This window comes from Kaistia sp. SLG-1, from assembly GCF_059699055.1.
The window spans coordinates 97,583-123,156 of record NZ_AP048544.1 but is presented as its reverse complement, the minus strand read 5'-3'; the positions used below and the strand labels follow the sequence as shown (position 1 = coordinate 123,156).

The 25,574-nt window shown below is 68.0% G+C and carries 26 protein-coding genes; 16 read left to right on the top strand and 10 right to left on the bottom strand.

The window, feature by feature from the left end:
* The first annotated feature begins 1 nt into the window (after window position 1).
* Window positions 2–901 carry a glycosyltransferase family 17 protein gene (locus AC6HZP_RS00575; protein ID WP_497524987.1) on the top strand — a complete coding sequence of 300 codons (900 nt, stop codon included), beginning with the start codon at window positions 2–4 and terminating at the stop codon, window positions 899–901.
* Window positions 902–905: 4 nt separating this feature from the next.
* On the opposite strand, the gene pncA is transcribed toward AC6HZP_RS00575, so the two are convergent.
* Together pncA and AC6HZP_RS00565 are read right to left on the bottom strand one after the other, a co-directional pair.
* Entirely contained in the window at window positions 906–1,547 is a 642-nt protein-coding gene (gene pncA / locus AC6HZP_RS00570) for a bifunctional nicotinamidase/pyrazinamidase (protein WP_244669684.1), read from the bottom strand.
* A gap of 84 nt (window positions 1,548–1,631) precedes the next feature.
* Window positions 1,632–2,279 (bottom strand): alpha-ketoglutarate-dependent dioxygenase AlkB family protein, encoded by a 648-nt coding sequence (locus tag AC6HZP_RS00565; RefSeq protein ID WP_497524986.1) that lies wholly within the window; start codon window positions 2,277–2,279, stop codon window positions 1,632–1,634.
* Window positions 2,280–2,353: 74 nt separating this feature from the next.
* Between AC6HZP_RS00565 and dnaK the strand changes: the two genes are divergently transcribed.
* The 6 genes from dnaK to AC6HZP_RS00535 all read left to right on the top strand — a co-directional run bounded on the left by dnaK (window position 2,354) and on the right by AC6HZP_RS00535 (window position 8,674).
* Entirely contained in the window at window positions 2,354–4,405 is a 2,052-nt protein-coding gene (dnaK, locus tag AC6HZP_RS00560) for a molecular chaperone DnaK (protein WP_256434836.1), read from the top strand.
* A 113-nt stretch (window positions 4,406–4,518) separates the two neighbouring features.
* Window positions 4,519–5,655 (top strand): molecular chaperone DnaJ, encoded by a 1,137-nt coding sequence (gene dnaJ / locus AC6HZP_RS00555; protein WP_201401589.1) that lies wholly within the window; start codon window positions 4,519–4,521, stop codon window positions 5,653–5,655.
* A 71-nt stretch (window positions 5,656–5,726) separates the two neighbouring features.
* On the top strand, window positions 5,727–6,326 hold the full coding sequence (locus AC6HZP_RS00550; RefSeq protein ID WP_201401588.1) for a class I SAM-dependent methyltransferase: 600 nt from the start codon (window positions 5,727–5,729) through the stop codon (window positions 6,324–6,326).
* 121 nt (window positions 6,327–6,447) lie between these two features.
* Window positions 6,448–7,155: an orotidine-5'-phosphate decarboxylase gene (pyrF, locus tag AC6HZP_RS00545; RefSeq protein WP_497524985.1), complete on the top strand. Its 708-nt coding sequence runs from the start codon at window positions 6,448–6,450 to the stop codon at window positions 7,153–7,155.
* Window positions 7,156–7,220: 65 nt separating this feature from the next.
* Window positions 7,221–8,033, top strand: coding sequence for a 4-hydroxy-tetrahydrodipicolinate reductase (dapB, locus tag AC6HZP_RS00540; RefSeq protein ID WP_497524984.1), 813 nt, complete (start codon window positions 7,221–7,223; stop codon window positions 8,031–8,033).
* A 20-nt stretch (window positions 8,034–8,053) separates the two neighbouring features.
* Window positions 8,054–8,674 carry a 2,3-bisphosphoglycerate-dependent phosphoglycerate mutase gene (locus AC6HZP_RS00535; RefSeq protein ID WP_201401585.1) on the top strand — a complete coding sequence of 207 codons (621 nt, stop codon included), beginning with the start codon at window positions 8,054–8,056 and terminating at the stop codon, window positions 8,672–8,674.
* A 28-nt stretch (window positions 8,675–8,702) separates the two neighbouring features.
* On the opposite strand, the gene queG is transcribed toward AC6HZP_RS00535, so the two are convergent.
* Complete coding sequence (queG, locus tag AC6HZP_RS00530; protein WP_497526712.1) at window positions 8,703–9,872, bottom strand: tRNA epoxyqueuosine(34) reductase QueG; 1,170 nt, start codon at window positions 9,870–9,872, stop codon at window positions 8,703–8,705.
* Window positions 9,869–10,561, bottom strand: coding sequence for a glutathione S-transferase family protein (locus AC6HZP_RS00525; protein ID WP_201401584.1), 693 nt, complete (start codon window positions 10,559–10,561; stop codon window positions 9,869–9,871). Before AC6HZP_RS00525 ends, queG begins: the two co-directional genes overlap by 4 nt.
* A gap of 154 nt (window positions 10,562–10,715) precedes the next feature.
* Between AC6HZP_RS00525 and AC6HZP_RS00520 the strand changes: the two genes are divergently transcribed.
* A complete protein-coding gene (locus AC6HZP_RS00520; RefSeq protein ID WP_497524983.1) occupies window positions 10,716–11,522 on the top strand; it encodes an undecaprenyl-diphosphate phosphatase in 807 nt (268 codons plus the stop codon).
* Window positions 11,523–11,604: 82 nt separating this feature from the next.
* On the opposite strand, the gene AC6HZP_RS00515 is transcribed toward AC6HZP_RS00520, so the two are convergent.
* Both AC6HZP_RS00515 and hrcA read right to left on the bottom strand, forming a co-directional pair.
* Complete coding sequence (locus AC6HZP_RS00515; RefSeq protein ID WP_497524982.1) at window positions 11,605–12,576, bottom strand: complex I NDUFA9 subunit family protein; 972 nt, start codon at window positions 12,574–12,576, stop codon at window positions 11,605–11,607.
* A 75-nt stretch (window positions 12,577–12,651) separates the two neighbouring features.
* Window positions 12,652–13,701 (bottom strand): heat-inducible transcriptional repressor HrcA, encoded by a 1,050-nt coding sequence (hrcA, locus tag AC6HZP_RS00510; protein ID WP_211201089.1) that lies wholly within the window; start codon window positions 13,699–13,701, stop codon window positions 12,652–12,654.
* A 185-nt stretch (window positions 13,702–13,886) separates the two neighbouring features.
* On the opposite strand from hrcA, the gene rph reads away from it, so the two are divergent.
* The 3 genes from rph to hemW are packed head-to-tail and all read left to right on the top strand — an operon-like array spanning window position 13,887 to window position 16,413.
* Window positions 13,887–14,600 carry a ribonuclease PH gene (rph, locus tag AC6HZP_RS00505; RefSeq protein ID WP_497524981.1) on the top strand — a complete coding sequence of 238 codons (714 nt, stop codon included), beginning with the start codon at window positions 13,887–13,889 and terminating at the stop codon, window positions 14,598–14,600.
* Entirely contained in the window at window positions 14,600–15,250 is a 651-nt protein-coding gene (locus AC6HZP_RS00500) for a non-canonical purine NTP pyrophosphatase (RefSeq protein ID WP_497524980.1), read from the top strand. Before rph ends, AC6HZP_RS00500 begins: the two co-directional genes overlap by 1 nt.
* Before the next feature lie 5 nt (window positions 15,251–15,255).
* On the top strand, window positions 15,256–16,413 hold the full coding sequence (gene hemW / locus AC6HZP_RS00495) for a radical SAM family heme chaperone HemW (protein ID WP_497524979.1): 1,158 nt from the start codon (window positions 15,256–15,258) through the stop codon (window positions 16,411–16,413).
* 145 nt (window positions 16,414–16,558) lie between these two features.
* Here hemW and AC6HZP_RS00490 read toward each other — a convergent pair whose 3' ends face one another.
* Window positions 16,559–17,782 carry a penicillin-binding protein activator gene (locus tag AC6HZP_RS00490; RefSeq protein ID WP_497524978.1) on the bottom strand — a complete coding sequence of 408 codons (1,224 nt, stop codon included), beginning with the start codon at window positions 17,780–17,782 and terminating at the stop codon, window positions 16,559–16,561.
* Between the two features lie 128 nt (window positions 17,783–17,910).
* Between AC6HZP_RS00490 and rsmI the strand changes: the two genes are divergently transcribed.
* The 5 genes from rsmI (at window position 17,911) to olsB (ending at window position 23,227) form a co-directional block, all read left to right on the top strand.
* Window positions 17,911–18,885, top strand: coding sequence for a 16S rRNA (cytidine(1402)-2'-O)-methyltransferase (rsmI, locus tag AC6HZP_RS00485; RefSeq protein WP_497524977.1), 975 nt, complete (start codon window positions 17,911–17,913; stop codon window positions 18,883–18,885).
* Complete coding sequence (locus AC6HZP_RS00480) at window positions 18,836–19,240, top strand: YraN family protein (RefSeq protein ID WP_497524976.1); 405 nt, start codon at window positions 18,836–18,838, stop codon at window positions 19,238–19,240. Before rsmI ends, AC6HZP_RS00480 begins: the two co-directional genes overlap by 50 nt.
* Before the next feature lie 64 nt (window positions 19,241–19,304).
* Window positions 19,305–20,246: a glutathione synthase gene (gene gshB, locus AC6HZP_RS00475; protein WP_497524975.1), complete on the top strand. Its 942-nt coding sequence runs from the start codon at window positions 19,305–19,307 to the stop codon at window positions 20,244–20,246.
* Between the two features lie 116 nt (window positions 20,247–20,362).
* Entirely contained in the window at window positions 20,363–21,889 is a 1,527-nt protein-coding gene (locus tag AC6HZP_RS00470; RefSeq protein ID WP_497524974.1) for a YifB family Mg chelatase-like AAA ATPase, read from the top strand.
* A 390-nt stretch (window positions 21,890–22,279) separates the two neighbouring features.
* Window positions 22,280–23,227 (top strand): l-ornithine N(alpha)-acyltransferase, encoded by a 948-nt coding sequence (gene olsB / locus AC6HZP_RS00465; protein ID WP_497524973.1) that lies wholly within the window; start codon window positions 22,280–22,282, stop codon window positions 23,225–23,227.
* A gap of 6 nt (window positions 23,228–23,233) precedes the next feature.
* Here olsB and AC6HZP_RS00460 read toward each other — a convergent pair whose 3' ends face one another.
* From AC6HZP_RS00460 to AC6HZP_RS00450, 3 genes are all read right to left on the bottom strand, one after another.
* Window positions 23,234–23,872 (bottom strand): trimeric intracellular cation channel family protein, encoded by a 639-nt coding sequence (locus tag AC6HZP_RS00460; RefSeq protein ID WP_244669679.1) that lies wholly within the window; start codon window positions 23,870–23,872, stop codon window positions 23,234–23,236.
* 13 nt (window positions 23,873–23,885) lie between these two features.
* Window positions 23,886–24,485, bottom strand: coding sequence for a nucleotide exchange factor GrpE (gene grpE / locus AC6HZP_RS00455; protein ID WP_201401558.1), 600 nt, complete (start codon window positions 24,483–24,485; stop codon window positions 23,886–23,888).
* Between the two features lie 124 nt (window positions 24,486–24,609).
* A complete protein-coding gene (locus AC6HZP_RS00450) occupies window positions 24,610–25,509 on the bottom strand; it encodes a cation diffusion facilitator family transporter (protein ID WP_497524972.1) in 900 nt (299 codons plus the stop codon).
* Between the last annotated feature and the right edge of the window lie 65 nt (window positions 25,510–25,574).

The following is a 25,574-nucleotide window of genomic DNA, read 5'->3' as shown; positions in this document are numbered from 1 at the left end:
GATGCCGAAAGTCTACGACTGCTTCACCTTCTTCAACGAACTCGATCTGTTGGAGGTGCGGCTGAACGAACTCGACGGCATCGTCGACCGCTTCGTGCTGTGCGAGTCGCCCTACACCTTCCGCGGCCAGCCGAAGCCGCTCGTCTTCCAGGAGAACCGCGAACGCTTTGCGCGGTTCCTTCCCAAGATCGAGCATGTCGTCGTCGACGACCTGCCGCTCGGCGGCGGCAACAAGGAGCGCCACTACTTCGTGAAGGAGCGCTTCCAGCGCGACGCGCTGGCGCGCGGCCTGCGCGGCGCCGCGCCCGACGACTACGTCATCCTCTGCGACGTCGACGAGATCCCGCGCGCGAGCGCGATCGAGGCGATCGTCCGGGCGAACGGACCGAAGGCCGTCCATCTGCTCGAGATGGACTACTACATCTACTTCCTGAACCTTCTGGTCTCGACCGGGTGGGACAAGCCGCGCATGGGCCGCTACGGCGACATCCGCCGGCTGCAGTCGCTGCGCTCCGGCGGCCCTGGCTGGGCGCCGAAGGAAAAGCGGATCCTCTCGGTCCTGCGGCAGTGGAAGCGGATGGTGTTTGGCGTACGGCCGCGCCCCTGGATCCGCGTGCCCGACGCCGGCTGGCACTTCACCTCGATGAACGGCCCCGCCGCCGTGCGCGAGAAGATGATGGCCTATTCGCATATCCGGCCGGACATGGAGAGCGAAGCCGTGATCATCGGCCTGATCGCCGATGTCCTGGAGCGCGCGGCCGCAAATGGCGGCGACGCCACGCCGCGCCTCGACCCGGCGGCAAAGCTGCCCGCTTTCGTCCGGGACAATGCCGACCGCTTCGCCGGCCTGATCGCCTCCGAGGCGACGCTGGCGGACTACAGGGAACTAGCGCGGCGCTGAAGCCTCAGCCGGGCAGGCCGACCGACTGGATCCGGTGGATGCCGGCGCGATCCATCACCGCGATCGCTTCGGCCAGCGAATCCTGCGTATCGATGGCGCGGCAGGCGTCCTCGACCACCGTGGTCTGGAAGCCGTGCGCCCGCGCGTCCTGCGCCGTCCACGACACGCAGAAATCGAGCGCCAGGCCGACGACGAAGACGTGTTCGATGTTGCGCTCGAACAGATAGCCGGTGAGCCCGGTCGGCGTCTTGCGGTCCGCCTCGAAGAAGGCCGAGTAGCTGTCGGTGTGGGCGTGATAGCCCTTGCGCAGGATCAGCTGGGCGTGCGGGATGTCGAGGCCCGATGCCAGCGCCGCGCCCTGCGTGCCCTGGACGCAGTGATCCGGCCAGAGCACCTGCGGTCCATAGCGCAGCCCGATCGTCTCGAATGGGGCGCGGCCGGCATGGCTGGAGGCGAACGAGATGTGGCCGGCCGGATGCCAGTCCTGCGTGATGACGACGTTCTGGAAGCCGCGGGCGAGCCGGTTGACGAGCGGAACGATGGCGTGGCCATCGTCCACCGCGAGCGCGCCGCCCGGCAGAAAGTCGTTCTGAATGTCGGTCACAATGAGAACGGTGTTCGATTCCGGCACGATATATCCCCCCACAGGACGCTGCCTCGTCGTCTGAGCGGCCTTGTTAACCAACTATTCCCGATCGTCCAAGACTTTCATTATCGTCCAAGACTTTCATCACCATTCAGGGCTTTCGTCGGGCTTGGTCACCCGGCGAAGCGTCAGATTGATGCGCCCGCCCTGCGCCAGCAGGGTCGACGTGCCCGGATAGATCCGGTCGACGCCGTGAAAGGCGAGGCGCGACGCGCCGCCGAGCAGCAGCACGTCGCCGGAGGCGAGGCGAAGCGAGCGGGTCGGGTCGCGGCGGTCGAGGCCGCCGATGCGGAACAGGCAGCTGTCGCCGAGTGATACCGAAAGGACGGGCGCGGCGAACTCCGCCTCGTCGGAATCCTGGTGCAGCCCCATCCGCGCCTCGGCCTCGTAGAAATTGACCAGGCAGGCCTCCGGCGGATGCGGATAGTCCGCGAGCTCCTTCCAGAGCGAAAGCAGCACCTCGGGAATGGCGGGCCAGGGCCGGCCGGTCCCGGGATGGGTCGGCTGGTAGCGATAGCCGCTCTGGTCGGAAACCCAGCCGAGGGGCCCGCAATTGGTCATGCGGACCGAGAACGGCTTGCCGGTTCGCGGCATGGTCGGGCGGTAGAGGGGCGCTTCCACTGCCACGGCGCGGATCGCGTCCCGCAGCGCCTCCTGCGCCGTCCGGTCGAGCCGCCCGGGAACCAGGCGAAACCCGTCCAGCAGGGTGTTCTCTCCGGTGGAAGATGGCATTTCCGGGCTTGCCTCCCTTGGTTCGTAGCGTCCCGCCGACATCAGGCTGAGAGCCGACTTGCGGCCGTTTAGGCATCTTCTTATATACGCCCAGAACCTGCGCAGGCCGGCCCGTTCGCCGAGACCACGCAAATCGTAGTGTTCATGGGGGCCGTTCGGGCACCTGCCCGGCACGGCGGAAGCCTCCAAGAGGGTCCGCACGGCCAGCCGAAAGGAGAGAGAATATGGCTAAGGTCATCGGTATCGACCTCGGAACGACGAATTCCTGTCTCGCCGTCATGGACGGCAAAACGCCGAAGGTCATCGAGAACGCCGAGGGCGCGCGCACGACGCCGTCCATGGTCGCGTTCACGGACGACGGCGAGAAACTGGTCGGCCAGCCGGCGAAGCGCCAGGCGGTCACCAATCCCGAACACACCTTCTTCGCGGTGAAGCGCCTGATCGGCCGCCGCTATGACGACCCGATGGTCGAGAAGGACAAGCATCTCGTCCCCTACAACATCGTCAAGGGTCCGAATGGCGACGCCTGGGTCGAGGTCGAGGGCGAGAAGTACTCCCCGGCCCAGATTTCGGCCTTCATCCTGCAGAAGATGAAGGAAACGGCCGAATCCTTCCTCGGTACGCCGGTCGAGCAGGCCGTGATCACGGTTCCGGCCTATTTCAACGACGCCCAGCGTCAGGCCACCAAGGACGCCGGCAAGATCGCCGGCCTCGAGGTGCTGCGCATCATCAACGAGCCGACGGCGGCGGCACTCGCCTACGGCCTCGACAAGAACGACGGCAAGACGATCGCGGTCTATGACCTCGGCGGCGGCACGTTCGACATCTCGATCCTCGAGATCGGCGACGGCGTCTTCGAGGTGAAGTCGACCAATGGCGACACCTTCCTCGGCGGCGAAGACTTCGACATGCGCCTGGTCGGCTACCTCGCCGACGAGTTCAAGCGCGAGCAGGGCATCGACCTGCGCGGCGACAAGCTGGCGCTGCAGCGCCTGAAGGAAGCGGCGGAGAAGGCCAAGATCGAGCTTTCGTCGGCGCAGCAGACCGAGATCAACCTGCCCTTCATCACCGCCGACGCCAAGGGCCCGAAGCACCTCGCGATCAAGCTGACCCGCTCGAAGTTCGAGGCGCTGGTCGACGATCTGGTGCAGCGGACCGTGGCGCCCTGCAAGGCGGCGCTCAAGGATGCGGGCCTCTCGGCCGGCGAGATCGACGAAGTGGTTCTGGTCGGCGGCATGACCCGCATGCCGAAGATCCAGGAGATCGTGAAGCAGTTCTTCGGCAAGGAGCCGCACAAGGGCGTCAACCCGGATGAAGTCGTCGCCATGGGCGCCGCGATCCAGGCCGGCGTTCTGCAGGGCGACGTCAAGGACGTGCTGCTGCTCGACGTGACCCCGCTGTCGCTCGGCATCGAGACGCTCGGCGGCGTGTTCACGCGCCTGATCGAACGCAACACCACGATCCCGACCAAGAAGAGCCAGGTCTTCTCGACGGCCGAGGACAGCCAGTCCGCCGTGACGATCCGCGTCTTCCAGGGCGAGCGCGAGATGGCGGCCGACAACAAGATGCTCGGCCAGTTCGATCTCGTCGGCCTGCCGCCGGCGCCGCGTGGCGTGCCGCAGATCGAGGTCACCTTCGACATCGACGCCAACGGCATCGTCAACGTCTCGGCAAAGGACAAGGGCACCGGCAAGGAGCAGCAGATCCGCATCCAGGCCTCGGGTGGTCTTTCCGACGCCGACATCGAGAAGATGGTCAAGGACGCCGAGAGCCACGCCGCCGAGGACAAGAAGCGTCGCGCGGTCGTCGAGGCGAAGAACCAGGGCGAAGCGCTGGTGCATTCGACCGAGAAGTCGCTCGGCGAGTTCGGCTCGAAGATCTCGGCCGCCGACAAGTCGACGATCGAAACCGCGATCGCCGATCTGAAGACGGCGCTCGAGGGCGACGATCCGGAAGCGATCGAGCAGAAGACCAACACGCTGGCCCAGGCTTCGATGAAGCTCGGCGAGGCGATGTACGCGGCCCAGCAGGCCGACGGCAGCCAGGGCAATCCCGAGGCGGCCGGTTCGGACGATGTGGTCGACGCGGACTTCGAGGAAGTCAACGACGACAAGAAGACCCACTGATCGGTCTTCGCGAGAACAGGGAGGCCCGGCGTACCGCGCCGGGCCTCTATCACGGTATGGCACCGTTTGTGCCACTCTCTTGAGTTTCGGCTCGCTTTCACCACGGGCGCCGCATGGCAAAAATCGATTACTATGAGCTGCTGGGCGTCGCGCGCGATTGTGACGACAAGGGCCTGAAGGTCGCCTTCCGCAAGCTCGCGATGCAGTACCATCCCGACAAGAACCCGGGTGATCACACTGCCGAGGCGAAGTTCAAGGAAATCAACGAAGCCTACGAGATGCTGAAGGACCCGCAGAAGCGGGCAGCCTATGACCGCTTCGGCCATGCCGCCTTCGAGAATGGCGGCGGCGGACCCGGCTTCTCCGGCGATTTCTCCTCTTCGATGTCGGACATCTTCGACGACATCTTCGGCGAGTTCATGGGTGGCGGGCGCCGCAGCGGCGGCGGCCAGCGCTCGGGCGGCCGCGAGCGCGGCGCCGACCTTCGCTACAACATGGAGATCACCCTCGAGGAAGCCTTCTCCGGCAAGACCGCGGAAGTGCATGTCCCGACCAAGATCGCCTGCGAGGCCTGCTCCGGCACCGGCGCCAAGCCGGGATCGCACCCGAAGGTCTGCACCACCTGCGACGGCCATGGCCGCGTGCGCGCGGCGCAGGGCTTCTTCTCGATCGAGCGCACCTGCCCGACCTGCCAGGGACGCGGCGAGATCATCTCCGACCCCTGCGACAAATGCGCCGGCTCCGGCCGCACGACGCAGGAGCGCACGCTCTCCGTCAACATTCCCGCCGGCATCGAGGACGGCACCCGCATCCGCCTCTCGGGCGAGGGCGAGGCCGGATTGCGCGGCGGCCCGGCCGGCGATCTCTATCTCTTCCTGTCGGTGAAGCCGCACAGCCTGTTCCAGCGCGAGGGCGCCGACATCTTCTGCCGGGTGCCGATTTCGCTGACGACGGCGGCGCTGGGCGGCCAGTTCGACGTGCCGACGGTCGATGGCGGCAAGACCCGCGTCAAGGTTCCGGAAGGCACCCAGACCGGCAAGCAGTTCCGCCTGAAGAGCAAGGGCATGCCCGTCTTGCGTTCGAGCCAGATGGGCGACATGTACATCCAGGTCGTCGTCGAAACGCCTCGCAACCTGTCGCGCCGCCAGCGTGAACTGCTCGAGGAATTCGAGAAGGCCTCGTCCGAAGAGACCAACCCGGAATCCGCCGGCTTCTTCGCCCGGATCCGGGACTTCTTCGGCGGCAGCTGAGAGGCTCGTGCGTCACAGGATTGCCGCGATGCGTGGCGCATAGTCCGTAATCTCAACCATTCGGGGCCGTCATGTCCTCTATCCAGATGCGAAAGCTGAAAGCGCTCGTTGCCGATGAGGTCCGCTTTTTTCGAAGCTGGATGGGCAAGCCGCTCTCGATCGGCGCCGTCAGCCCCTCGGGCAAGGCGCTGACCAAGCTGATGGCGAGCTTCGTCGATCCGAACGACACGCTGCCGGTGATCGAGCTCGGACCAGGCACCGGCGTCGTCACCCAGGCGCTGCTCGAGCGCGGCGTGGCGCCGGAGCGGATCATCTCGATCGAATACAGCGCCGAATTCTGCCGGCTGCTCGAAAAGCGCTTCCCGGGCGTGACGATCGTCCAGGGCGACGCCTACGCCATGGACAAGATCCTCAGGGATCGCGGCATCGTTGGGCCGGTCAGCGCCGTCGTCTCCAGCCTGCCGCTGATCACCCAGCCGCCGGCCCGCCGGCACAAGCTGATCGACGACGCCTTCGACCGGCTGACGCCGGACCGGCCTTTTATCCAGTTTTCCTACAGCCTCGCCTCGCCGATCCCGCCTGATCCCGCCCAGTTCTCGACAACCCACACCGGTTGGGTCATGAAGAACGTGCCGCCGGCCCGCGTCTGGGTCTATCGGCGGACCCACTGAGCCGGCTCTCCCCGAGCCGGTCGGCCTCGACCCCATCGAACCGCCATTGCCCTGCGTGCCTCGCCGCGCGAATTGATATTGTTGCGCCGCCCGCACGGCCGCTGAACCATGAGGCCCGACCATGCCCCTGCTCGACATCCGTGACCGCCTGATCGTCGGCCTCGACCTGCCCACCGTCGACGCGGCGGAAGAGATGGTGGCGACGCTCGGCGACACCGTCACCTTCTACAAGGTCGGCCTGCAGCTCTGCTTCGCCGGCGGCCTCACCTTCGCCGAGCGCCTCGTCGACCAGGGCAAGAAGGTCTTCCTCGACGTCAAGCTGCTCGACATCGACAACACCGTCGAGCACGCCGTGCAGAACATCGCCAAGCTCGGCATGCATTTCTGCACCATCCACGCCTATCCGAAGGCGATGCGCGCCGCCGTAAAGGGCAAGGGCACCAGCGACCTTCGCCTGCTCGCCGTCACCGTGCTGACCTCGATGGACGAGGCCGATCTCGCCGCCGCCGGCTATGCCACCAACCCGGCCGAGCTGGTGGCGCGGCGCGCCGCCGACGCGCGGGCGGCCGGCATGAGCGGCATCGTCTGCTCGCCGGAAGAGGCCGGCGCCATGCGCGCCGTCGTCGGCGCCGGCATGGCGATCGTCACCCCCGGCATCCGCCCCGCCGGCTCGATCGTCGGCGACCAGAAGCGGGTCGCGACGCCGGCCGCGGCGATCCGGGCGGGTGCCGACCACCTAGTCGTGGCGCGGCCGATCCTCGAGGCGGCCGATCCGAAGGCCGCCGCCAAGGCCATTCTCTCGGAAATCGAAGTCGCCTCGGCGATCTAGGCCGCCACCCCTTCCCGCGCAGGCGACCAGCCTGCTATATGCGCTTTGAACCGGGGGAAACCGTTATGCCCGATATGGGTCTCGTCATCGTCGGCGCCGCCGGCCGCATGGGCCGGACGCTGATCCGGACCGTCACCGAGACCGAGGGCGTCGCCGTCGTCGGGGCGATCGAGCGCGAGGGTTCGCCCTTCCTCGGCCAGGATGCCGGCGTGATCGCCGGCCTGCCGCCGCTCGGCGTTGCGATCACCGACGATCCGCTGCCGGTTTTCGCAAGCGCCCAGGGCGTGCTCGATTTCACCGCGCCCGTCGCTACCCTCGGCTTTGCCGAGATCGCCGCCCAGGCCCGCATCGTCCACGTCATCGGCACCACCGGCCTTTCGGTCGACGATCACGCCGCGATCGACGCGGCCGCCCGCCACGCGGTGATCGTCCAGGCCGGCAATATGAGCCTCGGCGTCAATCTGCTGGCGCAGCTGGTGCGCCAGGCGGCTCGCGCGCTCGACGCGGATTTCGACATCGAGGTGCTGGAGATGCACCATCGTCACAAGGTTGACGCGCCGTCCGGCACCGCGCTGATGCTCGGCCAGGCCGCGGCCGAGGGCCGCGACATCGACCTCGCCTCGCATTCCGTCCGCGTCCGCGACGGCATCACCGGCCCGCGTGAACGCGGCACGATCGGCTTCGCGACCTTGCGCGGCGGCAGCGTCATCGGCGACCATTCCGTGATGCTGTCCGGCGAGGGCGAGATGATCACGCTGTCGCATCACGCCTCCGACCGCGCCCTCTTCGCCCGCGGCGCCATCAAGGCGGCGCTTTGGGCCCACGGCCGCAAGCCCGGCCGCTATTCCATGGCCGACGTGCTCGGCTTCACCGACTGACCCCTAAAGGAGCCTTCCGTATGGATCGCCTTCTCGTGCTCGTTCGCCATGGCCAGAGTGAATGGAACTTGCAGAACCTGTTCACCGGCTGGCGCGACCCGGCGCTGACGGAACAGGGCGTCGCCGAGGCGACGGCCGCCGGCAAGCGCCTCAAGGGCCTCGACCTCTCCTTCGACGTCGCCTTCACCTCGGAACTCTCCCGCGCCCAGCACACGCTGAAGCTGATCCTCGGCGAGCTCGGCCAGCCGGACCTCCAGACCATCCGCGACCAGGCGCTGAACGAGCGCGACTATGGCGACCTCTCCGGCCTCAACAAGGACGATGCGCGCGCCAAGTGGGGCGAGGAGCAGGTCAAGATCTGGCGCCGTTCCTATGACGTGCCGCCGCCCGGCGGCGAGTCGCTGAAGGACACGGGCGCCCGCGTCTGGCCCTACTACATCTTCAACATCCTGCCGCCGGTCATGCGCGGCGAGAAGGTCATCGTCGCGGCGCACGGCAATTCGCTGCGCGCTCTGATCATGGCGCTCGAAGGCCTGACGCCCGCCGAGATCCTGGAGCGCGAGCTCGAGACCGGCGTGCCGATCGTCTACCGCCTCAACGCCGACACGACGGTCGCCGAGAAGAAAGTCCTGAAGGGCTGAGCGGCGTAGCCGCCGGTCCCACACACGACTATCCGATGGCGGGTCCCAGGGCCCGCCATTCGTCTTTCACGGCCTCGTCGTCCTCGCGTGCGATCGCCTCGATCCGCGCGGACACAAACGCGTCCGGCGCCAGCCTGGACAGCGCCCAGACCGCCGCGCCCCTGACGACCGCGGCGGGATCGCCGAGCAGGGTCCGCACCGCCGGCAGCAGCGACGCGTCGCCCGAATTGCCGATCGCCACCAGCACGTTGCGGACGAAGCGGTCGCGGCCGATGCGCTTCACCGGCGAGCCGGAGAACAGCGCCCGGAACGCCGGATCGTCGAGCGCGGCGAGATCGCCCAAGCGTGGCGCCTCGAATTCCGGCCGCGCCTTCAGCTTCATCTCCGACGACGCCTTGGCGAACTTGTTCCAGGGGCAGGCGGCGAGGCAATCGTCGCAGCCATAGATACGGTTGCCCATGGCGGCGCGGAACTCGCGCGGGATCGGTCCGGCATTCTCGATCGTCAGATAGGAGATGCAGCGCCGCGCATCGATGCGATAGGGCGTCGGGAAGGCATTGGTCGGGCAGGCGTCGAGGCAGGCCCGGCACTTGCCGCAATGATCCCGTTCGGGCGGGTCGACCGGCAGTTCCAGCGCGGTGAAGATCGAGCCGAGGAACAGCCAGGAGCCGAACTCGCGCGAGACGAGATTGGTGTGCTTGCCCTGCCAGCCGAGGCCGGACGCCTCGCCGAGCGGCTTCTCCATCACCGGCGCCGTATCGACGAAGACCTTGACCTCATGGCCGGTGCGCGAGGCCAGCCGGCCGGCGAGCAGCTTCAGCTTGCCCTTGATGATGTCGTGGTAGTCGCGATTGCGGGCGTAGACGGAGATGTTGCCGCGATCCGGCTCGCCGAGCAGCGCGCGGGGATCTTCCTCGGGGCCGTAGTTCAGGCCCAGCATGACGACCGAGCGGACATCCGGCCAGAGCACGCGCGGATCGGCGCGGCGCTCGGCCGTCTCCGCCATCCAGGCCATGCTGCCGTGATGGCCATCCTCGAGGAAGCTCTGCAGCCGCTCCGGCGCCAGCGGGATGGAGTCCGGCCCGGTGATGCGCACGACGCTGAAGCCCTCGGCCAGCGCATCGGCGATCAGCCGCGCCTTTTCCGCCGCGAGCTGCTTGGCGCTCAGCGCGCCGGGGGCGGAGGGATCGGGGCTCAGAAGTCCAGGTCGGCGTAGTGCACCGCCGGCGGCACGCCCCGCACCACGTCGCTCAGCAGCGGCCGGAAGGACGGCCGCGACTTCACCCGGGCGTACCACGCCTTCGCCGCCTCGTCCGCCTCCCATGGCACCTCGCCAAGATAGTCGATGCAGGAGATCTCGGCGGCGGCGGCGAAATCGGCGAGCGTCAGCTCGCGCCCGGCCAGCCAGTTCCGCCGTGCCGCCAGATAGCCGATATACTGGACATGATAGCGGATATTGGCGCGGGCGGCGCGGATTGCCGCCGGATCGGGCGACGTATTGCCCTCGCCCGTCTTCATCTGCCGCTTGTAGATCTTCTCGTTGATGAGATAGCCGGTCACCTCGCCATGGAGCTTGCCGGCGAACCACTCGACCAGGCGGCGGACCTCGGCGCGATCGGCGGCGTGCTCCGGCATCAGCCGGACCTCGCCCATGCGCGCGCCCTTGGTCTCTACCAGATATTCGGTGATCACCGATCCGCCGGCCACCACGGACTCATTGTCATCGATGAAAACCGGCAGCGTGCCGGCCGGATTGAGGGCCAGGAGCGACGCGTTGCGCACCCAGGGCTTCTCTTCGACGAATTCGACGGTCTCGTCATACTCCGCCAGCACGAGGCGGGCGTAGCGGGAGGCTGGGGAAAACGGATGATGGTGAAGAAATGGCATCGGCTACGCAGGTCGAGACTGGGGGATGCGGGGCGATTCTGCCGCGACAAAAGAAATTGCGAGAACGGCTTGAGCGCCCGCATATAGGCCTCGATTGTGGCGAGTATCAAGCCGAATCGCCGTTTAAACCTCAACAGCAATCGCAGGAGCGATGATGGATATCCCAGGTTTGCTGGACGCGCTTGTGCTCGGCCTGATCGAGGGCCTCACGGAATTCATTCCCGTCTCCTCGACCGCCCATCTGCTGCTGGCCGGGCACTTCCTCGGCTTCGACAGCCCGGGCCGCGCCTTCGAAGTGCTGATCCAGCTCGGCGCCATCCTGGCCATCCTGACCGTCTATTTCGGGCGGCTGCTGAAGATCGTGCACGATCTCCCCTCCGATCCGCGCACCCGCCGCTTCGTGTTCGGCATCCTGCTCGCCTTCCTGCCCGCGGCCGTCATCGGCGCCGCGGCGCATGGCTTCATCAAGCAGGTGCTGTTCGAAAGCCCGATCCTGATCTGCACCATGCTGATCCTCGGCGGCTTCGTGCTCCTCATCGTCGACCGGCTCGACCTCAAGCCGCGCTATCACAACGCCATGGACTTCTCGCTCGGCATGTATCTTGGCATCGGCTTCGCCCAGTGCCTGGCCATGGTGCCCGGCGTGTCGCGCTCCGGCGCCTCGGTCGTCGCGGCGATGCTGTTCGGCAGCGACAAGCGCTCGGCGGCGGAGTTCTCGTTCTTCCTGGCGATGCCGACCATGGTCGGGGCGTTCGCCTACGACCTCTACAAGACGCACGACCAGATCACGACCGCCGGCGCCTGGAACATCGTCGTCGGCTTCATCGCCGCCTTCATCGCCGGCGTCTTCGTCGTCCGCCGGCTGCTCGATTTTGTCAGCCAGCGCGGCTTCGCGCCCTTCGCCTACTGGCGCATCGTCATCGGCGCCATCGGCCTCGCCGCCGTGCTCACCTTCGGCTGAGACCGGCTGCCATCCGCCCAGCAAAAAGCCCTCGCCAGATGACTGGCGAGGGCTTTTTTGTACCGATCGAAGAAGCGCCGGGTCAGGCCGTGCGCTTGTGGTCGAACTGGCCGTGCGGCTTGAAGCGCTGCAGGTAGGCCGGCAGGACGGCGAGCAGGTTGCTCGGATTGATGCCGATGCCGGTCAGCGTGCGGCCCTCCGCCTCGGCGGCGACCGAGACGATGTTGTCCTGCTTCAGGAGCCGGACCTGGTCGACCGTCAGGAGCGGCTTCGGCAGCCACTGCGCGATCGAGGCGCCGTAATGCGCCACAGACCACGGCACGGAGACCAGGAGCGGCTTGCGCTCGATCTCGGCCAGCAGCAGCTCCATGCAGCCGCGGAAGGTCTTCACCTCGGGTCCGCCGAGCTCATAGATGGTGCCGCCCGCGAGCTCACCGTCGACGGCGCGCGCGATCGCCTCGGCGACATCGCCGACGAAGACCGGCTGCAGCTTCGTCGCGCCGCCGCCGATCAGCGGCAGGAAGGGCGAGATGCGGGCGAGATCGCCGAAGCGGTTGAAGAAATTGTCCTCCGGCCCGAAGACGATCGACGGGCGGAAGATGACGGCGCCCGGCAGGGTCTCCAGCACGGCCGCCTCGCCCAGCGCCTTGGTGCGGGCATAGGCCGACGGAGACTTCGGATCGGCGCCGAGCGCCGACTGGTGCACCAGCGTCTTGATGCCGGCGGCGCGGGTCGCCTCGGCGACGGCGCGGGCGCCGAAATTGTGCAGCACCGAGAAGTTCTGGCGGCCGCTTTCGGCCAGGATGCCGACCAGGTTCACGACCGCGTCGGCGCCTTCAACGGCGCGATCGACCGACCAGCGATAGCGCAGATTGGCCTGCACCGGCATGATCTGGCCAACGGCGCCGAGCGGCTGCAGGTGGCCGGCGAGATCGGGCCTGCGCACGGCGACCCGCACGCGCCAGCCGCGCTTGGCGAGCGCGCGCACGACATGACGGCCGATAAAGCCTGAGCCTCCGAAAACCGTGACCAGTTTGTCGGTACCCGTCGCCATGTTTCGTCTCCATAATCTTTGAACCGTTCTCATATCGGCTCGTCGCGGCGCTGTACAGACGGCAGAGGGTCGCGTCTACGGACCGATCAGGCGGCCGACCAGCTTGGCGGTGTAATCGACCATCGGCACGATGCGGGCGTAGTTCAGCCGCGTCGGCCCGATCACCCCGAGCACGCCGACGACCCGGCTCTCGCTGTCGCGATAGGGCGACACCACCAGCGAGGAGCCGGAGAGCGAGAACAGCTTGTTCTCCGAGCCGATGAAGATGCGCACGCCCTCGCCCGCTTCGGCGCTGCCGAGCAGATGCACGAGTTCGCGCTGCGTCTCGATATCGTCGAACAGCAGGCGGATGCGCTCCAGATCCTCCGCTGCCTTGACGTCGTCGAGAAGGTTGGCCTGGCCGCGCACGATCAGCGTATCCGGCCGGCCGCCGCTCGCCTCGACCCAGCTGGCGAGGCCGGTGTCGACGAGCCGCGCCGTGAGCTGGTCGAGCTCGGCCCGCGCCTGCTGCTGCCGGCGGCTCAGCTCGGCGCGCGCCTCCGCCAGGCTGCGGCCGCGCAGATGCGTGTTCAGATAGTTGGTCGCCTCGACCAGGCTCGACGGTGTCGTGCCGGGATCGAGGTCGATCAGCCGATTCTCGACCGAGCCGTCCTCACCGACCAGCACCACCAGCGCCCGCGCCGGCTCGAGGCGGACGAATTCGATATGCTTGAGCCGCTGGTCGGACTTCGACGCCAGCACGACGCCGGCGCCGCGCGACAGGCCGGAGAGCATCCGCCCCGCTTCCGACAGCACGTCGTCGACCGAGCGCCCGGCGCCGCCGCCGGCAACGCGGCTCTCGATGTCGCGCCGCTCGTCCGAGGTGAGGTCGCCGACTTCCAGCATCGCATCGACGAAGAGGCGCAGCCCGCTCTCCGTCGGCAGCCGGCCGGCGGAGGTGTGCGGCGAATAGATCAGCCCCAGCCCCTCGAGGTCGGCCATGACATTGCGCACCGAGGCCGGCGACAGCGCCATCGGCAGGATACGGGCAAGATTGCGCGATCCGAGCGGATCCCCCGTCTCCAGATAGCTGTCGACGATCCGCTTGAAGACCTCGCGCGAACGCTGGTCGAGCGATGAAAGCATCGACGCCCGCGTATCCGGAATCCTGTGATCGGCGGTCACGACGCCTGTTCCTCTCCTGAGATGAAGCGCGGAATTCCGCGATCTCCTTGATTAAGTGTCGATTTTGCCACCGGGTTCAAGCAGGGCTTTACGTTTCGAGCCGCCGGCCTGTACAAGCGGACCAACGAAACAGCCAGGATACCCCAATGCGACCTTCGAAACGCGCCGCGGACGCCCTGCGTGCGGTAACGCTTGAACGCGGCGTTGCCAAGCATGCGGAAGGCTCCTGCCTGGTCAAATTCGGCGATACGCATGTGCTCTGCACCGCCAGCCTCGAGGACAAGCCGCCATCCTGGCTGCGCGGTTCCGGCAAGGGCTGGGTGACGGCCGAATACGGCATGCTGCCGCGCTCGACCGGCGACCGCATGCGCCGCGAGGCGGCGACGGGCAAGCAGTCGGGCCGGACGCAGGAAATCCAGCGCCTGATCGGCCGCTCGCTGCGCGCCGTCGTCGATCTCGTCCATCTCGGCGAGAAGCAGATCACCATCGACTGCGACGTGCTGCAGGCGGATGGCGGCACCCGCACGGCCTCGGTCACCGGCGCCTGGATCGCGCTCTATGACTGCGTGCAGTGGATGAAGTCGCGCGACATGGTCGGCCCGAAGGTGATCCGCGATCACGTCGCCGCCGTCTCGGTCGGCATGTATCGCGGCACGCCGGTGCTCGATCTCGACTATGCCGAGGATTCCGAGGCCGAGACCGACGCCAATTTCGTCATGACCGGCTCGGGCGGCATCGTGGAGATCCAGGGCACCGCCGAAGGCAAGCCGTTCAACGAGGAAGAGCTGGCCGCGATGCTGCAGCTCGCCAAGGCTGGCATCATCGATCTGGTCGAACTGCAGAAGCTGGCGATCCTCTGATGAACGCACCGAACCATCGACTGTCGTCCGGCGACACGCTCGTGCTCGCTTCCCACAATGGCGGCAAGCTGCGCGAATTCGCCGGGCTGATGGCGCCGTTCGGGCTCAAGGTCATCTCGGCGGGCGAACTCGGCCTGCCGGTTCCCGACGAGACCGGCACGACGTTCGAGGAAAACGCCGCGATCAAGGCGCATGCCGCCGCCAAGGCCTCGGGCTTCCCGGCGCTTTCCGATGATTCCGGCCTCTGCGTCGACGCGATCGGCGGCGATCCCGGCGTCTATTCGGCCGACTGGGCGGCGCCCGACGGCGATTTCGCCCGCGCCATGCGCAATGTCGAGGAGAAGCTGCAGCAGGCCGGCGCCGTGACGCCGGACAAGCGCACCGCGCATTTCGTCGCCGTGCTCTGCCTCGCCTTCCCGGATGGCACGACGCGCTACTATCGCGGCGAGATCAACGGCACGATGGTCTGGCCGCCGCGCGGCGACATCGGCTTCGGCTACGATCCGGCCTTCCTGCCGGATGGCCATGAGCGTACCTTCGGCGAGATGGTAGCGGAAGAAAAGCACGGCTGGTCGGCCGGCCGCACCGATGCGCTGTCGCACCGGGCGCGCGCCTTCGCGCTGTTCGCCAACGCCGAGCTCGGGGCCTGATCCCGATGTCCGCTCCGATCGAACCCGGATTTGGCGTCTATGTGCACTGGCCGTTCTGCGCGGCGAAGTGCCCGTATTGCGATTTCAACTCGCATGTCCGCCATCAGGGGGTCGATCAGGAGCGTTTTGCACGCGCCTTCGTCACCGAGATCCAGACGATGGCGGCGAAGTCGCCCGGCAAGACCGTCAACTCGATCTTCCTCGGCGGCGGCACGCCGTCGCTGATGGACCCGAAGACGGTCGGCACCATCCTGGACGCGATCGGCGCGGCCTGGAACGTCGCGCCCGACGTCGAGGTGTCGATGGAGGCCAACCCCTCCAGCGTCGAGGCGGAGCGCTTCCGCGGCTATCGCGCCGCCGGCGTCAACCGCGTCTCGCTCGGCGTGCAGGCGCTGAACGACGCCGATCTGAAGGCGCTCGGCCGCATCCACAATGTCGAGGAGGCGATGCGCGCCATCGACATCGCCCGCGCCACCTTCCCGCGCCTCTCCTTCGACCTGATCTATGCCCGCCCCGGCCAGACGCCGGGCATGTGGCGGGCCGAGCTGCTGCAGGCGCTGGAGCGCGCCTCCGACCACATGTCGCTCTACCAGCTCACCATCGAGCCGGGCACGATGTTCGAGAAGCTCTACAAGGCCGGCAAGCTGGCGATCCCGGACGAGGACACGGCGGCGACTCTGTTCGAGATCACGCAGGAGATCTGCGAGCAGCACGGCCGCCCGTCCTACGAGATCTCTAACCATGCGGTTCCCGGCGGCGAGTGCCGGCACAATCTCGTCTACTGGCGCTACGGCGAATATGCCGGCATCGGCCCCGGCGCGCATGGCCGCCTCGTCATCGATGGCCGTCGCCACGCCACCGCGATCGTGCGCGAGCCCGAGCAATGGCTGGGACGCGTTGAATCCTGGGGCGACGGCATCGAGACCGACGACATCCTCAATCCGGAAGAAGCCGGCGACGAGATGCTCTTGATGGGGCTCCGCCTGATCGAGGGCATCGATCTCCGCCGCTACCGGGCGATCTCCGGCCGCGACCTCGATCCGAAGCGGCTCGCCGATTTGATCGAGCACGGCATGGTCGAGCAAATCGACGAAAACCGCATCCGCTGCACCCGCTCCGGCTCCTTCGTGCTCGACGCGGTGGTCGCCGACCTGGCGGCGTAGCTTCGACCCGAACAAGACCCTCACCCTGCCCTCTCCCGCAAGCGGGCGAGGGTTTTGGCTTGGGCACTTCATCGATTTGAAGCCGAGCTGACCAGCGCAGCCGCGCCCCCTCTCCCGCTGGCGGGAGAGGGTTGGGGTGAGGGTGTTACGAACTTCCGGTCCGCGAGAACGTTTGTGGTGCAGGATCGATCTGCACCGGAGCGCCGCCGCCGAGTTCGTAGACGGCGAGGCCGCGCTGGTTGGTTCCGTCCGGCAGGAAGCGGAACGCGCCGTCGACGCCGATGAAGCCGTTCGGGTTCGCCAGCGTCTCGGTCGCGAAGCGCTTGTCGCCATAGCGGGCGGCGAGACCGGCGGCGAGGCTGGTCGCGTCATAGCCGAGCGACGCCGTGCGCACCGGCGTCGCGCCAAATGTGCCCTGATAGCGGTTGGCGAAGGCGGCGAAGCCGGCGCGGTCGGGCGCCGGATACCAGCCGCCCTTCAGCGTCGGCTCGCGCGCGATGCGCGGATCGTCCCACTGGCCGGAACCGAGGAACTGCACCTGCCCGGGGCGGACGCCCTTCGCGCTCAGGATCTGGGCGAGGAAGGGCGCGGCGTCGCCGGCATCCGGCATGAACACGGCGTCGACCTGACCGCTCTGCACGACCTTCGCGATCGCCTCGGCCTTCTGCTGCATGGCGACACGGTCGAGACCGTAGCGCTCAATCGTCACGATCCGCGCGCCATTGACCGTCGCCGCCTTCTGCAGCGCCGCCTGCATCACCGTGCCGTAACCATTGTCCGGCAGCAGCGCGGCGATCGAGTGTTTCCCGCGTCCCGCGGCGTAGCCGATGATGCGGTCGACGTCGGACTGCGGCAGGAAGCTCAGGAGATAGACATTGCGGGCGGCGACGCTGGTATCGGTCGAGAACGCCACGACCGGCACGCCGGCCGGCCGCGCGACGGAGGCCGCCGCCGCCACCGACGGGGCGAAGAGCGGGCCGATGATCAGCTCAGCGCCCTCGGCGATCGCCTCGGTCGCGGCCGCGCGCGCGCCTTCCGGCGTGCCGCGATCATCCTTGACGAGGATCTGCAGATTGGCGCCGCCATGGAATTCGCGCAGCGCCAGATCGGCGGCGTTCTTCAGATTGGCGGCGGTGACGCCGGCATTGCCCGTCGCCGAGGATGGCACCAGAAGGGCGACGCGGGTCGTGCCGTTGCCGAGCGTCTCACCGGTGGCCGGCCGGCTGCCGCCTACGGCCGGCGCCACGCCCGCGCCGACGCGGGGCGCATCCAGTGTCGACGAACAGGCCGCGAGCAGGCCGAGCGCCGCGAGCATCGGGCCGATCGCCCAAACCCTGCCGCCCTGCCGTTCGAAACGGAACCAACCCACAGCCTTCTCCTGTTCAATCGCAAGATGTAACTGTACTGGAAAGGCTGGGTCAGTTCAGCGGCAAAGGCGGCGCGTTCCGTGAATTCAAGTCGGGTGTCACATCTCCACAACGTCGAAGCGGACACGCGATGAGCGCGTCCGAACGCGCGGCCGCGCTCGAAGGCGGCGCCAGCTACATGATCGACGGCCAGCGCCTGCGCGCGCCGACGCTGGAAGCCGGCCTCTATGTCGTGGCGACGCCGATCGGCAATCTGCGCGACATCACGCTGCGCGCGCTGGCGACGCTCGCCGCCGCCGACATCATCGCCTGCGAGGACACCCGCGTCACCCGCGTGCTCACCCGCCATTACGGCATCGATACCGAGCTCCTCGCCTATCACGAGCACAATGCCGACCGGCAGCGGCCGAAGCTGCTGGCAGCGCTCGCCGAGGGCAAGGTGGTGGCGCTGGTCAGCGACGCCGGCACGCCGCTCGTCTCCGACCCCGGCTTCCGCCTCGTCGGCGACATGGTGGCGGCGGGGCATCGCGTCGTGCCGATCCCCGGCGCCTCGGCGCTGCTCACGGCGCTGGTCGCGGCGGCGCTGCCGACCGACACCTTCCTGTTCGCCGGCTTCCTGCCCAACCGCACGGTTGGCCGCAAGAAGCGGCTCTCAGCACTCGGCGACATCCCGGCGACGCTGATTTTCTACGAATCCCCGCACCGAACGCTCGATTCCCTGATCGACATGGCGGAGACGCTGGGCGCGGATCGCCCCGCCGTGGTGGCGCGCGAACTGACCAAGACCTTCGAGACGGTGCGGCGCGGCACGCTCGGCTCGCTCGCCGAGGCCTATGGCGGCGAAGCGCCGCCGAAGGGCGAGATCGTCATCCTGATCGGCCCGCCGACGGTCACGGAGCCGAGGGCCGACGAAGTCGACACGCTGCTGGCGCGGCTCCTGGAGAACCATCCGCTGAAGGAGGCGGCGGCGCTTGCCGCGACGGCCACCGGCATGCCGAAGCGCGACCTCTACCAGCGCGCGCTGGAGCTGAAGGCGGAAGCCGCCGGCGACGCGGATGACGACGACGATCCCGATGCGGATCGCGACGAAGATGGCGCGGCCTGACCGCCGTGTTTCCGAACGACGCGGCCGTTTCGCCGAAACGGTCGCCGCCCTCTATCTCAACCTGAAGGGCTATCGCACCGTCGCCCGACGCTTCCGCAGCCCGCTCGGCGAGATCGACCTCGTCATGCGGCGCGGCGGCATGCTGGTCTTCGTCGAGGTGAAGGCGCGGCGCACCCTCGACGCCGCCATCCTGGCGATCACCCCGGCGGCGCGAAACCGCCTTCTCCGCGCGGCGGAGAGCTTCCTCGCCCGCCACCCGCAGGCGGCCGGGCTGACGCTGCGCTTCGACATCGTCGCGGTTCTGCCACGGCGGCTGCCGCACCACATCGTCGACGCTTTCGCTTCCGATTCCTGACGGCGGCATTGCCATCCGGCCCCGCCACACGACATAAGAGGCCTATTCCGCATTGGGGGCCTTCATGTCGCTTTCCGTCGCCGTCCAGATGGACCACATCGCCAACATCAACATCCGGGGCGATTCCACCTTCGCCATCATGCTGGAAGGCCAGCGGCGCGGCCACAAGCTCTACCACTACACGCCGGACCGGCTGTCGCTGAACGACGGCCGCGTCGAGGCGGCGATCGAGACCGTGACGGTCCGCGACGTGCCGGGCGACCATTTTTCGCTCGGCGACAAGGAGCGCACCGACCTCTCGACGCTCGACGCCGTGTTCCTGCGCCAGGATCCGCCCTTCGACATGGGCTACATCACGACGACGCACCTGCTCGAGCGCATCCATCCGAAGACGCTGGTGGTCAACGATCCCGCCGAAGTCCGCAACGCGCCGGAAAAGATCTTCGTCACCGAATATCCGAAGCTGATGCCGCCGACGCTGATCTCGCGCGATGCCGACGAGATCCGCCGCTTCCGCCAGGAGCATGGCGACATCATCATCAAGCCGCTGTTCGGCAATGGCGGCGCCGGCGTGTTCCGCCTGTCCGAGGGCGACCAGAACCTCGCCTCGCTGCTCGAGATCTTCTCCGCCGCCTATCGCGGCGAACCCTATGTCGTGCAGCGCTACTTGCCGGCCGTTCGCGCCGGCGACAAGCGCATCATCCTGGTCGACGGCGTCGCGGTCGGCGCCATCAACCGCGTGCCGGCTGATGGCGAATCCCGCTCCAACATGCATGTCGGCGGCCGCCCCGAGCCGATCGAGCTGACCCGCCGCGACCGCGAGATCTGCGAGGCGATCGGGCCGGAACTGAAGAAGCGCGGCTTCCTGTTCGTCGGCATCGACGTCATCGGCGACTATCTCACCGAGATCAACGTCACCTCGCCGACCGGCATCCGCGAAGTGAAGCGCTTCGGCGGTGCCGACATCGCCTCGCTGATCTGGGACGCCGTCGAAGCGAAGCGGTGAGGTTTACAGAACGCTAACAGGATCCGCGCCGACGGCCGGCGCGGAATGTTCACGACCTGTTCTTGTATTACCCCGCAAGTTGACGTAGCGTCATCCCATAACGGGGGTGGCGGGCAATGGTCGCACATGTCACGACGGTGGCGTTCCACGGCATCGAGGCGGTGCCGGTCGACGTACAGGTGCAGATCGGGCCGGGCTTTCCCGGCATCGTCATCGTCGGCCTGCCCGACAAGGCGGTCGCCGAGAGCCGCGAGCGGGTGCGCGCCGCGCTGCATGCCTCCGGCCTCGCTTTGCCGCCGAAGCGGATCATCGTCAACCTCGCCCCGGCAGACCTTCCCAAGGAAGGCAGCCATTACGACCTGCCGATCGCGCTCGGTCTGATGGCCGGCCTCGGCGTCCTTCCGGGCGAGCTGTTGGCCGACTTCGTCGTGCTCGGTGAGCTGGCGCTCGACGGCACCATCGCCACCGTCGCCGGCGTGCTGCCGGCGGCGATCGGCGCCAACGCCATCGGGCGCGGCCTGATCTGCCCTTCCGCCTGCGGCCCGGAGGCCGCCTGGGCCGGCGGCGACATGGAGATCCTGGCGCCGCGCAGCCTGATCGCCATCGCCAACCATTTCAAGGGCACGCAGGTACTGACCCGGCCCGAGCCGGCGCTCCATCGCGATGGCGGCGCCCTGCCCGACCTTGCCGACATCCGCGGCCAGGAGAGCGCGCGGCGGGCGCTGGAGATCGCCGCCGCCGGTGGCCACAACCTCCTGATGGCCGGCCCTCCCGGCGCGGGAAAATCGATGCTGGCGAGCCGCCTGCCCTCGATCCTGCCGCCGCTCGCGCCGAAGGAACTGCTCGAGGTCTCGATGATCGCCTCGATCGGCGGCGAGCTGATCGGCGGCAAGCTGACCGATCGCCGCCCCTTCCGCGCCCCGCACCACTCCGCCTCGATGGCCGCCATGGTCGGCGGCGGGCTCCGCGCGCGGCCGGGCGAGGCGTCGCTCGCCCATCACGGCGTGCTCTTCCTCGACGAGCTGCCGGAATTCACGCCGCAGGTGCTCGATTCACTGCGCCAGCCGCTGGAGGCGGGCGAGGTGGTGATCGCCCGCGCCAATCATCGCGTCAGCTATCCCTCGCGGTTCCAGCTCGTCGCGGCGATGAACCCGTGCCGCTGCGGGCTGGCCGGCGAGCCCGGCCATAGCTGCGCGCGCGGCCCGCGCTGCGCGGCCGACTACCAGGCGAGGCTCTCCGGTCCCTTCCTCGACCGCATCGACATGCGCATCGAGGTGCCGGCCGTCACGGCGACCGACCTGATCGGCGCGTCGGCCTCGGAGGCGAGCGCCACGGTGGCCGCCCGCGTGGCGGTCGCGCGAGAAATCCAGGCCGAGCGGTATCGGGGCGTCGAGGCCGCCGGCATCAATGCCCGCTGCGCCACGGCGCTGATCGAGACCGTCGCGGCCCCTGATGCTGCCGGCACGCGGTTGCTGCAGGACGCGGCGGCGGCGCTGAAGCTTTCCGCGCGGGGCTATCACCGCGTGCTGAAGGTGGCGCGGACGATCGCCGACCTCGACGGCGCGGAACAGGTCGGACGGCTGCATCTGGCCGAAGCGCTGAGCTACCGGGTCGGCGGCGAGCGCGTGCTGGCCGCCGCCTGACTGGCGATCCGCAGGATCGACCGGGGCGGGCGGCACTCAAATCGGGCCAGCGCGGCGCGGCCCGGAGATTTCGCCAAGCCGACTGGCCGGGTGCATCGACCGGCCTGTGCCGGCGCAACAGCGGACTGGCTGCCCGGCCGGCCACGCGATCCGCATGTCAGCTCGGCATATCGGGTGGGCATTTTAGGTAGGCCAATCTGGCAGCCAGGTCGCCCTGCCCCAGCCGGTTCACCGCCCGGGCCCGAACTGTCGGAGCGGCCCGTCGGGTCGGCATGGCCCCGGGCCGATCCTCCCTTCGCCGCCACCCTTCGTCACCAAACTGTCGGAGACCTGTGCTTTGGTGACGGCCCGGCCGAAAAGCCGGCATCGCGGAAGACGGAGACAGAGACGATGGCCAAGCGCGATCTTGCAGCGATATCCCAGGAGGCGCTGCGCATTTCCGGCGCAACCGTGGCCCTGCCGGCACTATCGCAGCTTGTATTCGGCGGTATAAAGCTGTCGATGTCCAAGTCCCTTCGCCCTGCCCCCGCATTGCCTGAACCTCTCGGTAGGATCGGTTCGCTCGAAGTGCGCCTCGCGACCACGCCGCGCGAGGTCAAGAAGGCGCAGAAGCTGCGCTACAAGGTGTTCTACGAAGAGATGTCGGCGATCCCCGACATGCAGGCGCAGCTGTCGCGGCGCGACCGGGACGGCTTCGACAAGATCTGCGACCACCTGCTCGTCATCGACCACGACACCCGCACCAGCGCCGGCGAATCCGCCATCGTCGGCACCTACCGCCTGCTGCGGCAGGAGGTGGCCGAGCGCCACACCGGCTTCTATTCGGCCAACGAGTTCGATATCGGCGCGCTCGTCGAGCGGCACCAGCGGCTGAACTTTCTCGAGCTCGGCCGCTCCTGCGTGCTGAAGCCGTATCGCACCAAGCGCACGGTCGAGCTGCTCTGGCACGGCATCTGGAGCTATGTGCGCAGCCACAAGATCGACGTCATGGTCGGCTGCGCCTCGCTGGAGGGCACGGATCCGGAAGCGCTGGCGCTGCCGCTCTCCTTCCTGCATCACAATGCCCGCGCCCCGGCCGAATGGTCGGTGAGCGCCATCGCCGGCCGCGGCGTGCCGATGGATCGGCTGGGCGAAGCCGAGATCGACATGAAGGCCGCTCTGAAGACCCTGCCGCCGCTGATCAAGGGCTATCTCCGCCTCGGCGCCTATATCGGCGACGGCGCGGTCGTCGACCGCCAGTTCGGGACGACCGACGTGCTGATCATCCTGCCGGTGCAGTCGATCAGCGAGCGCTATGTCAACCACTACGGCGTCGACGCGACACGCTACGCCGCGTGAGGGCGATCAACGCGGCGGGATCTGACGTCCCGGCCGCGAGCGATAGGCCGGTAACGTCCAGCCGAAGGTGAGCGCGCCGGCGCGGACGAAGAAGGCGGAGAAGGCGCCAAGCAACGCCGCCGGCCAGAACGGAACGCCGACGAGCGTCGCCACCACGAACAGGCCGGCGCCGGCCACCGTGGCGGTGATGTAGATTTCCTTGCGCAGCAGGACGGACGGCTCGCCGGCGACGATATCGCGGATGATGCCGCCGAAGGTCGCGGTGACGACGCCCATCACGACGGCGCCGAGCGGGCTGGCGCCGGCATCGAGTGCGCGCGCCGCCCCCATCACGCAATAGCCGGAAATGCCGATGGCATCGGCCCAGAGCAGCAGCCGGTAGCGATATTCGACGAAGGGCGCCAGGAAGAAGGTCGCGACCGCCGTCGCGATGCACACCACGACATAGGCGGGCTGGACGATCCAGAACACGGGCGTGGTGCCGAGGATCACGTCGCGCAGCGTGCCGCCGCCGACGCCGGTAATCGCCGCCAGGAAGGCGAAGCTGACGATGTCGAGCTGCCGGCGCGAGGCGGCCAGCGCGCCGGTCAGCGCAAAGACGACAACGCCGAGAAGGTCGAGGCCGAAGAGCAGGGACGCGTCCACGGCCTCTCCCGGATCAGGCGGAGCGGGACGCGGCGGCGTCGTTTTCCGGCTTCGGCTCCTTCGGCTTGGCCGGGCCCTTGGCGACGCCGACCATGGCCGGGCGCAGGACGCGGTCGCCGATGACGTAGCCGGACTGCATCACCTGCAGCACGGTTCCGGCCGGCTGCTCCTCGGTCGGAATCTCGAACACGGCCTGGTGCAGGTGCGGATCGAACTTCTGGCCGAGCGGCTCGAGCTTGCGGACGCCGTGCCGTTCGAGCGAATTCTGCAGGTCGCGCTCGGTCATCTCGACGCCGTCGATCAGGGCGGTCAGCGCCTCGTTGCCGGTGCGCGCCTCGTCGGGAACGGCGTCGATCGCACGGGCCAGGTTGTCGCCGGCCGTCAGCATGTCGCGGGCGAAGGCGGCGATGCCGTACTGGCGCGCGTCGGCGACCTCGCGCTCGGTGCGACGGCGCAGGTTTTCCATCTCGGCGACCGTGCGCAGGACACGGTCCTTCAGTTCGGCGGCTTCCGCTTCCAGGGCCGCGATGCGCGCCGCGGCGACGTCGGCCTCTGCCGAGGCCGCTTCAACGGCAGGCTCGGTCGGGGGCACGGACTGGGTATCGTCGGACATGGCGAACTCTCGCTTTTTATCAGGACAAAAGGGTTAGGCCCGATATCATGAGTTTGCGGCAGAAAATCAAGCTCTTGCCCGTCCGGAGGCCCGACAGCGCTGCCGCGCGGCCGATCCGGCGATCCTAGAGCACGATGACGCCGTGGTGCTGCGCCTCGGCCTCGGGCTCGACATGGATCAGAACTTCCGAGCCCTCGATCGCCTTGTTCAGCGCCGCCTCGATGCGATCGCAGATGACATGGCCGGCGGCGACCGTCATCGAGCCGGGCACGACCAGGTGGAACTCGATGAAGATGACGCGGCCGGCATTGCGGGTTCTGAGGTCATGCACCTCGATGGCGCCGGTCGCCTCGGCCGAGATGACCGCGCGGATCTCGCTCTCGACGTCGCTCGAAACCGCGTGGTCCATCAGCCCGCCGACCGAATCGCGGATGACGCGCCAGCCAGACCAGAGGATGTTGACGGCGACGATGACGGCGAGCAGCGGATCGAGCACGATCCAGCCGGTCAGCGCCACAAGAACGAGGCCGATGAAGACGCCGACCGAGCTGACGACGTCGCTGGTCAGGTGCCAGGCCTCTGCGATGAAGGCGGGCGAGCGGCGGCGGCGGCCGAAGCGGAACAGATACATCGCCCAGGCGCCGTTGATGGCGGTGGCGATCAGGTTGATCGAGAGGCCGACGCCGGCATTCTCGAGCGCGCGCTTCTCCTCATAGGAGATCCAGGCTTCGCGCAGGATGAGGAGCGCCGCGACGACGATCAGCACGCCTTCCAGCACGGCGGAGAAATACTCCGCCTTGTGATGGCCGAACTGGTGGTCGCTGTCGGCCGGCTTGTGGCTGAGGCGGATCGCCCAGAACGCTGCCACCGCCGTCGCCAGGTTGACGATGCTCTCGAGCGCGTCCGAATAGAGCGCGACGCTGCCGGTCTTCCAGTACGCGGCATATTTCAGCCCCATCACGACCAGCGCGATGACGATCGAGCTGAGCGCGACAAGCGTAATCCTGTCGTTCCATTTCGGCATGATCGTCCTCGGCCCTTCAAGCGGTCCGGGCGCCTTAACATCGCCCGGAGGAGGCTTCAACGGCT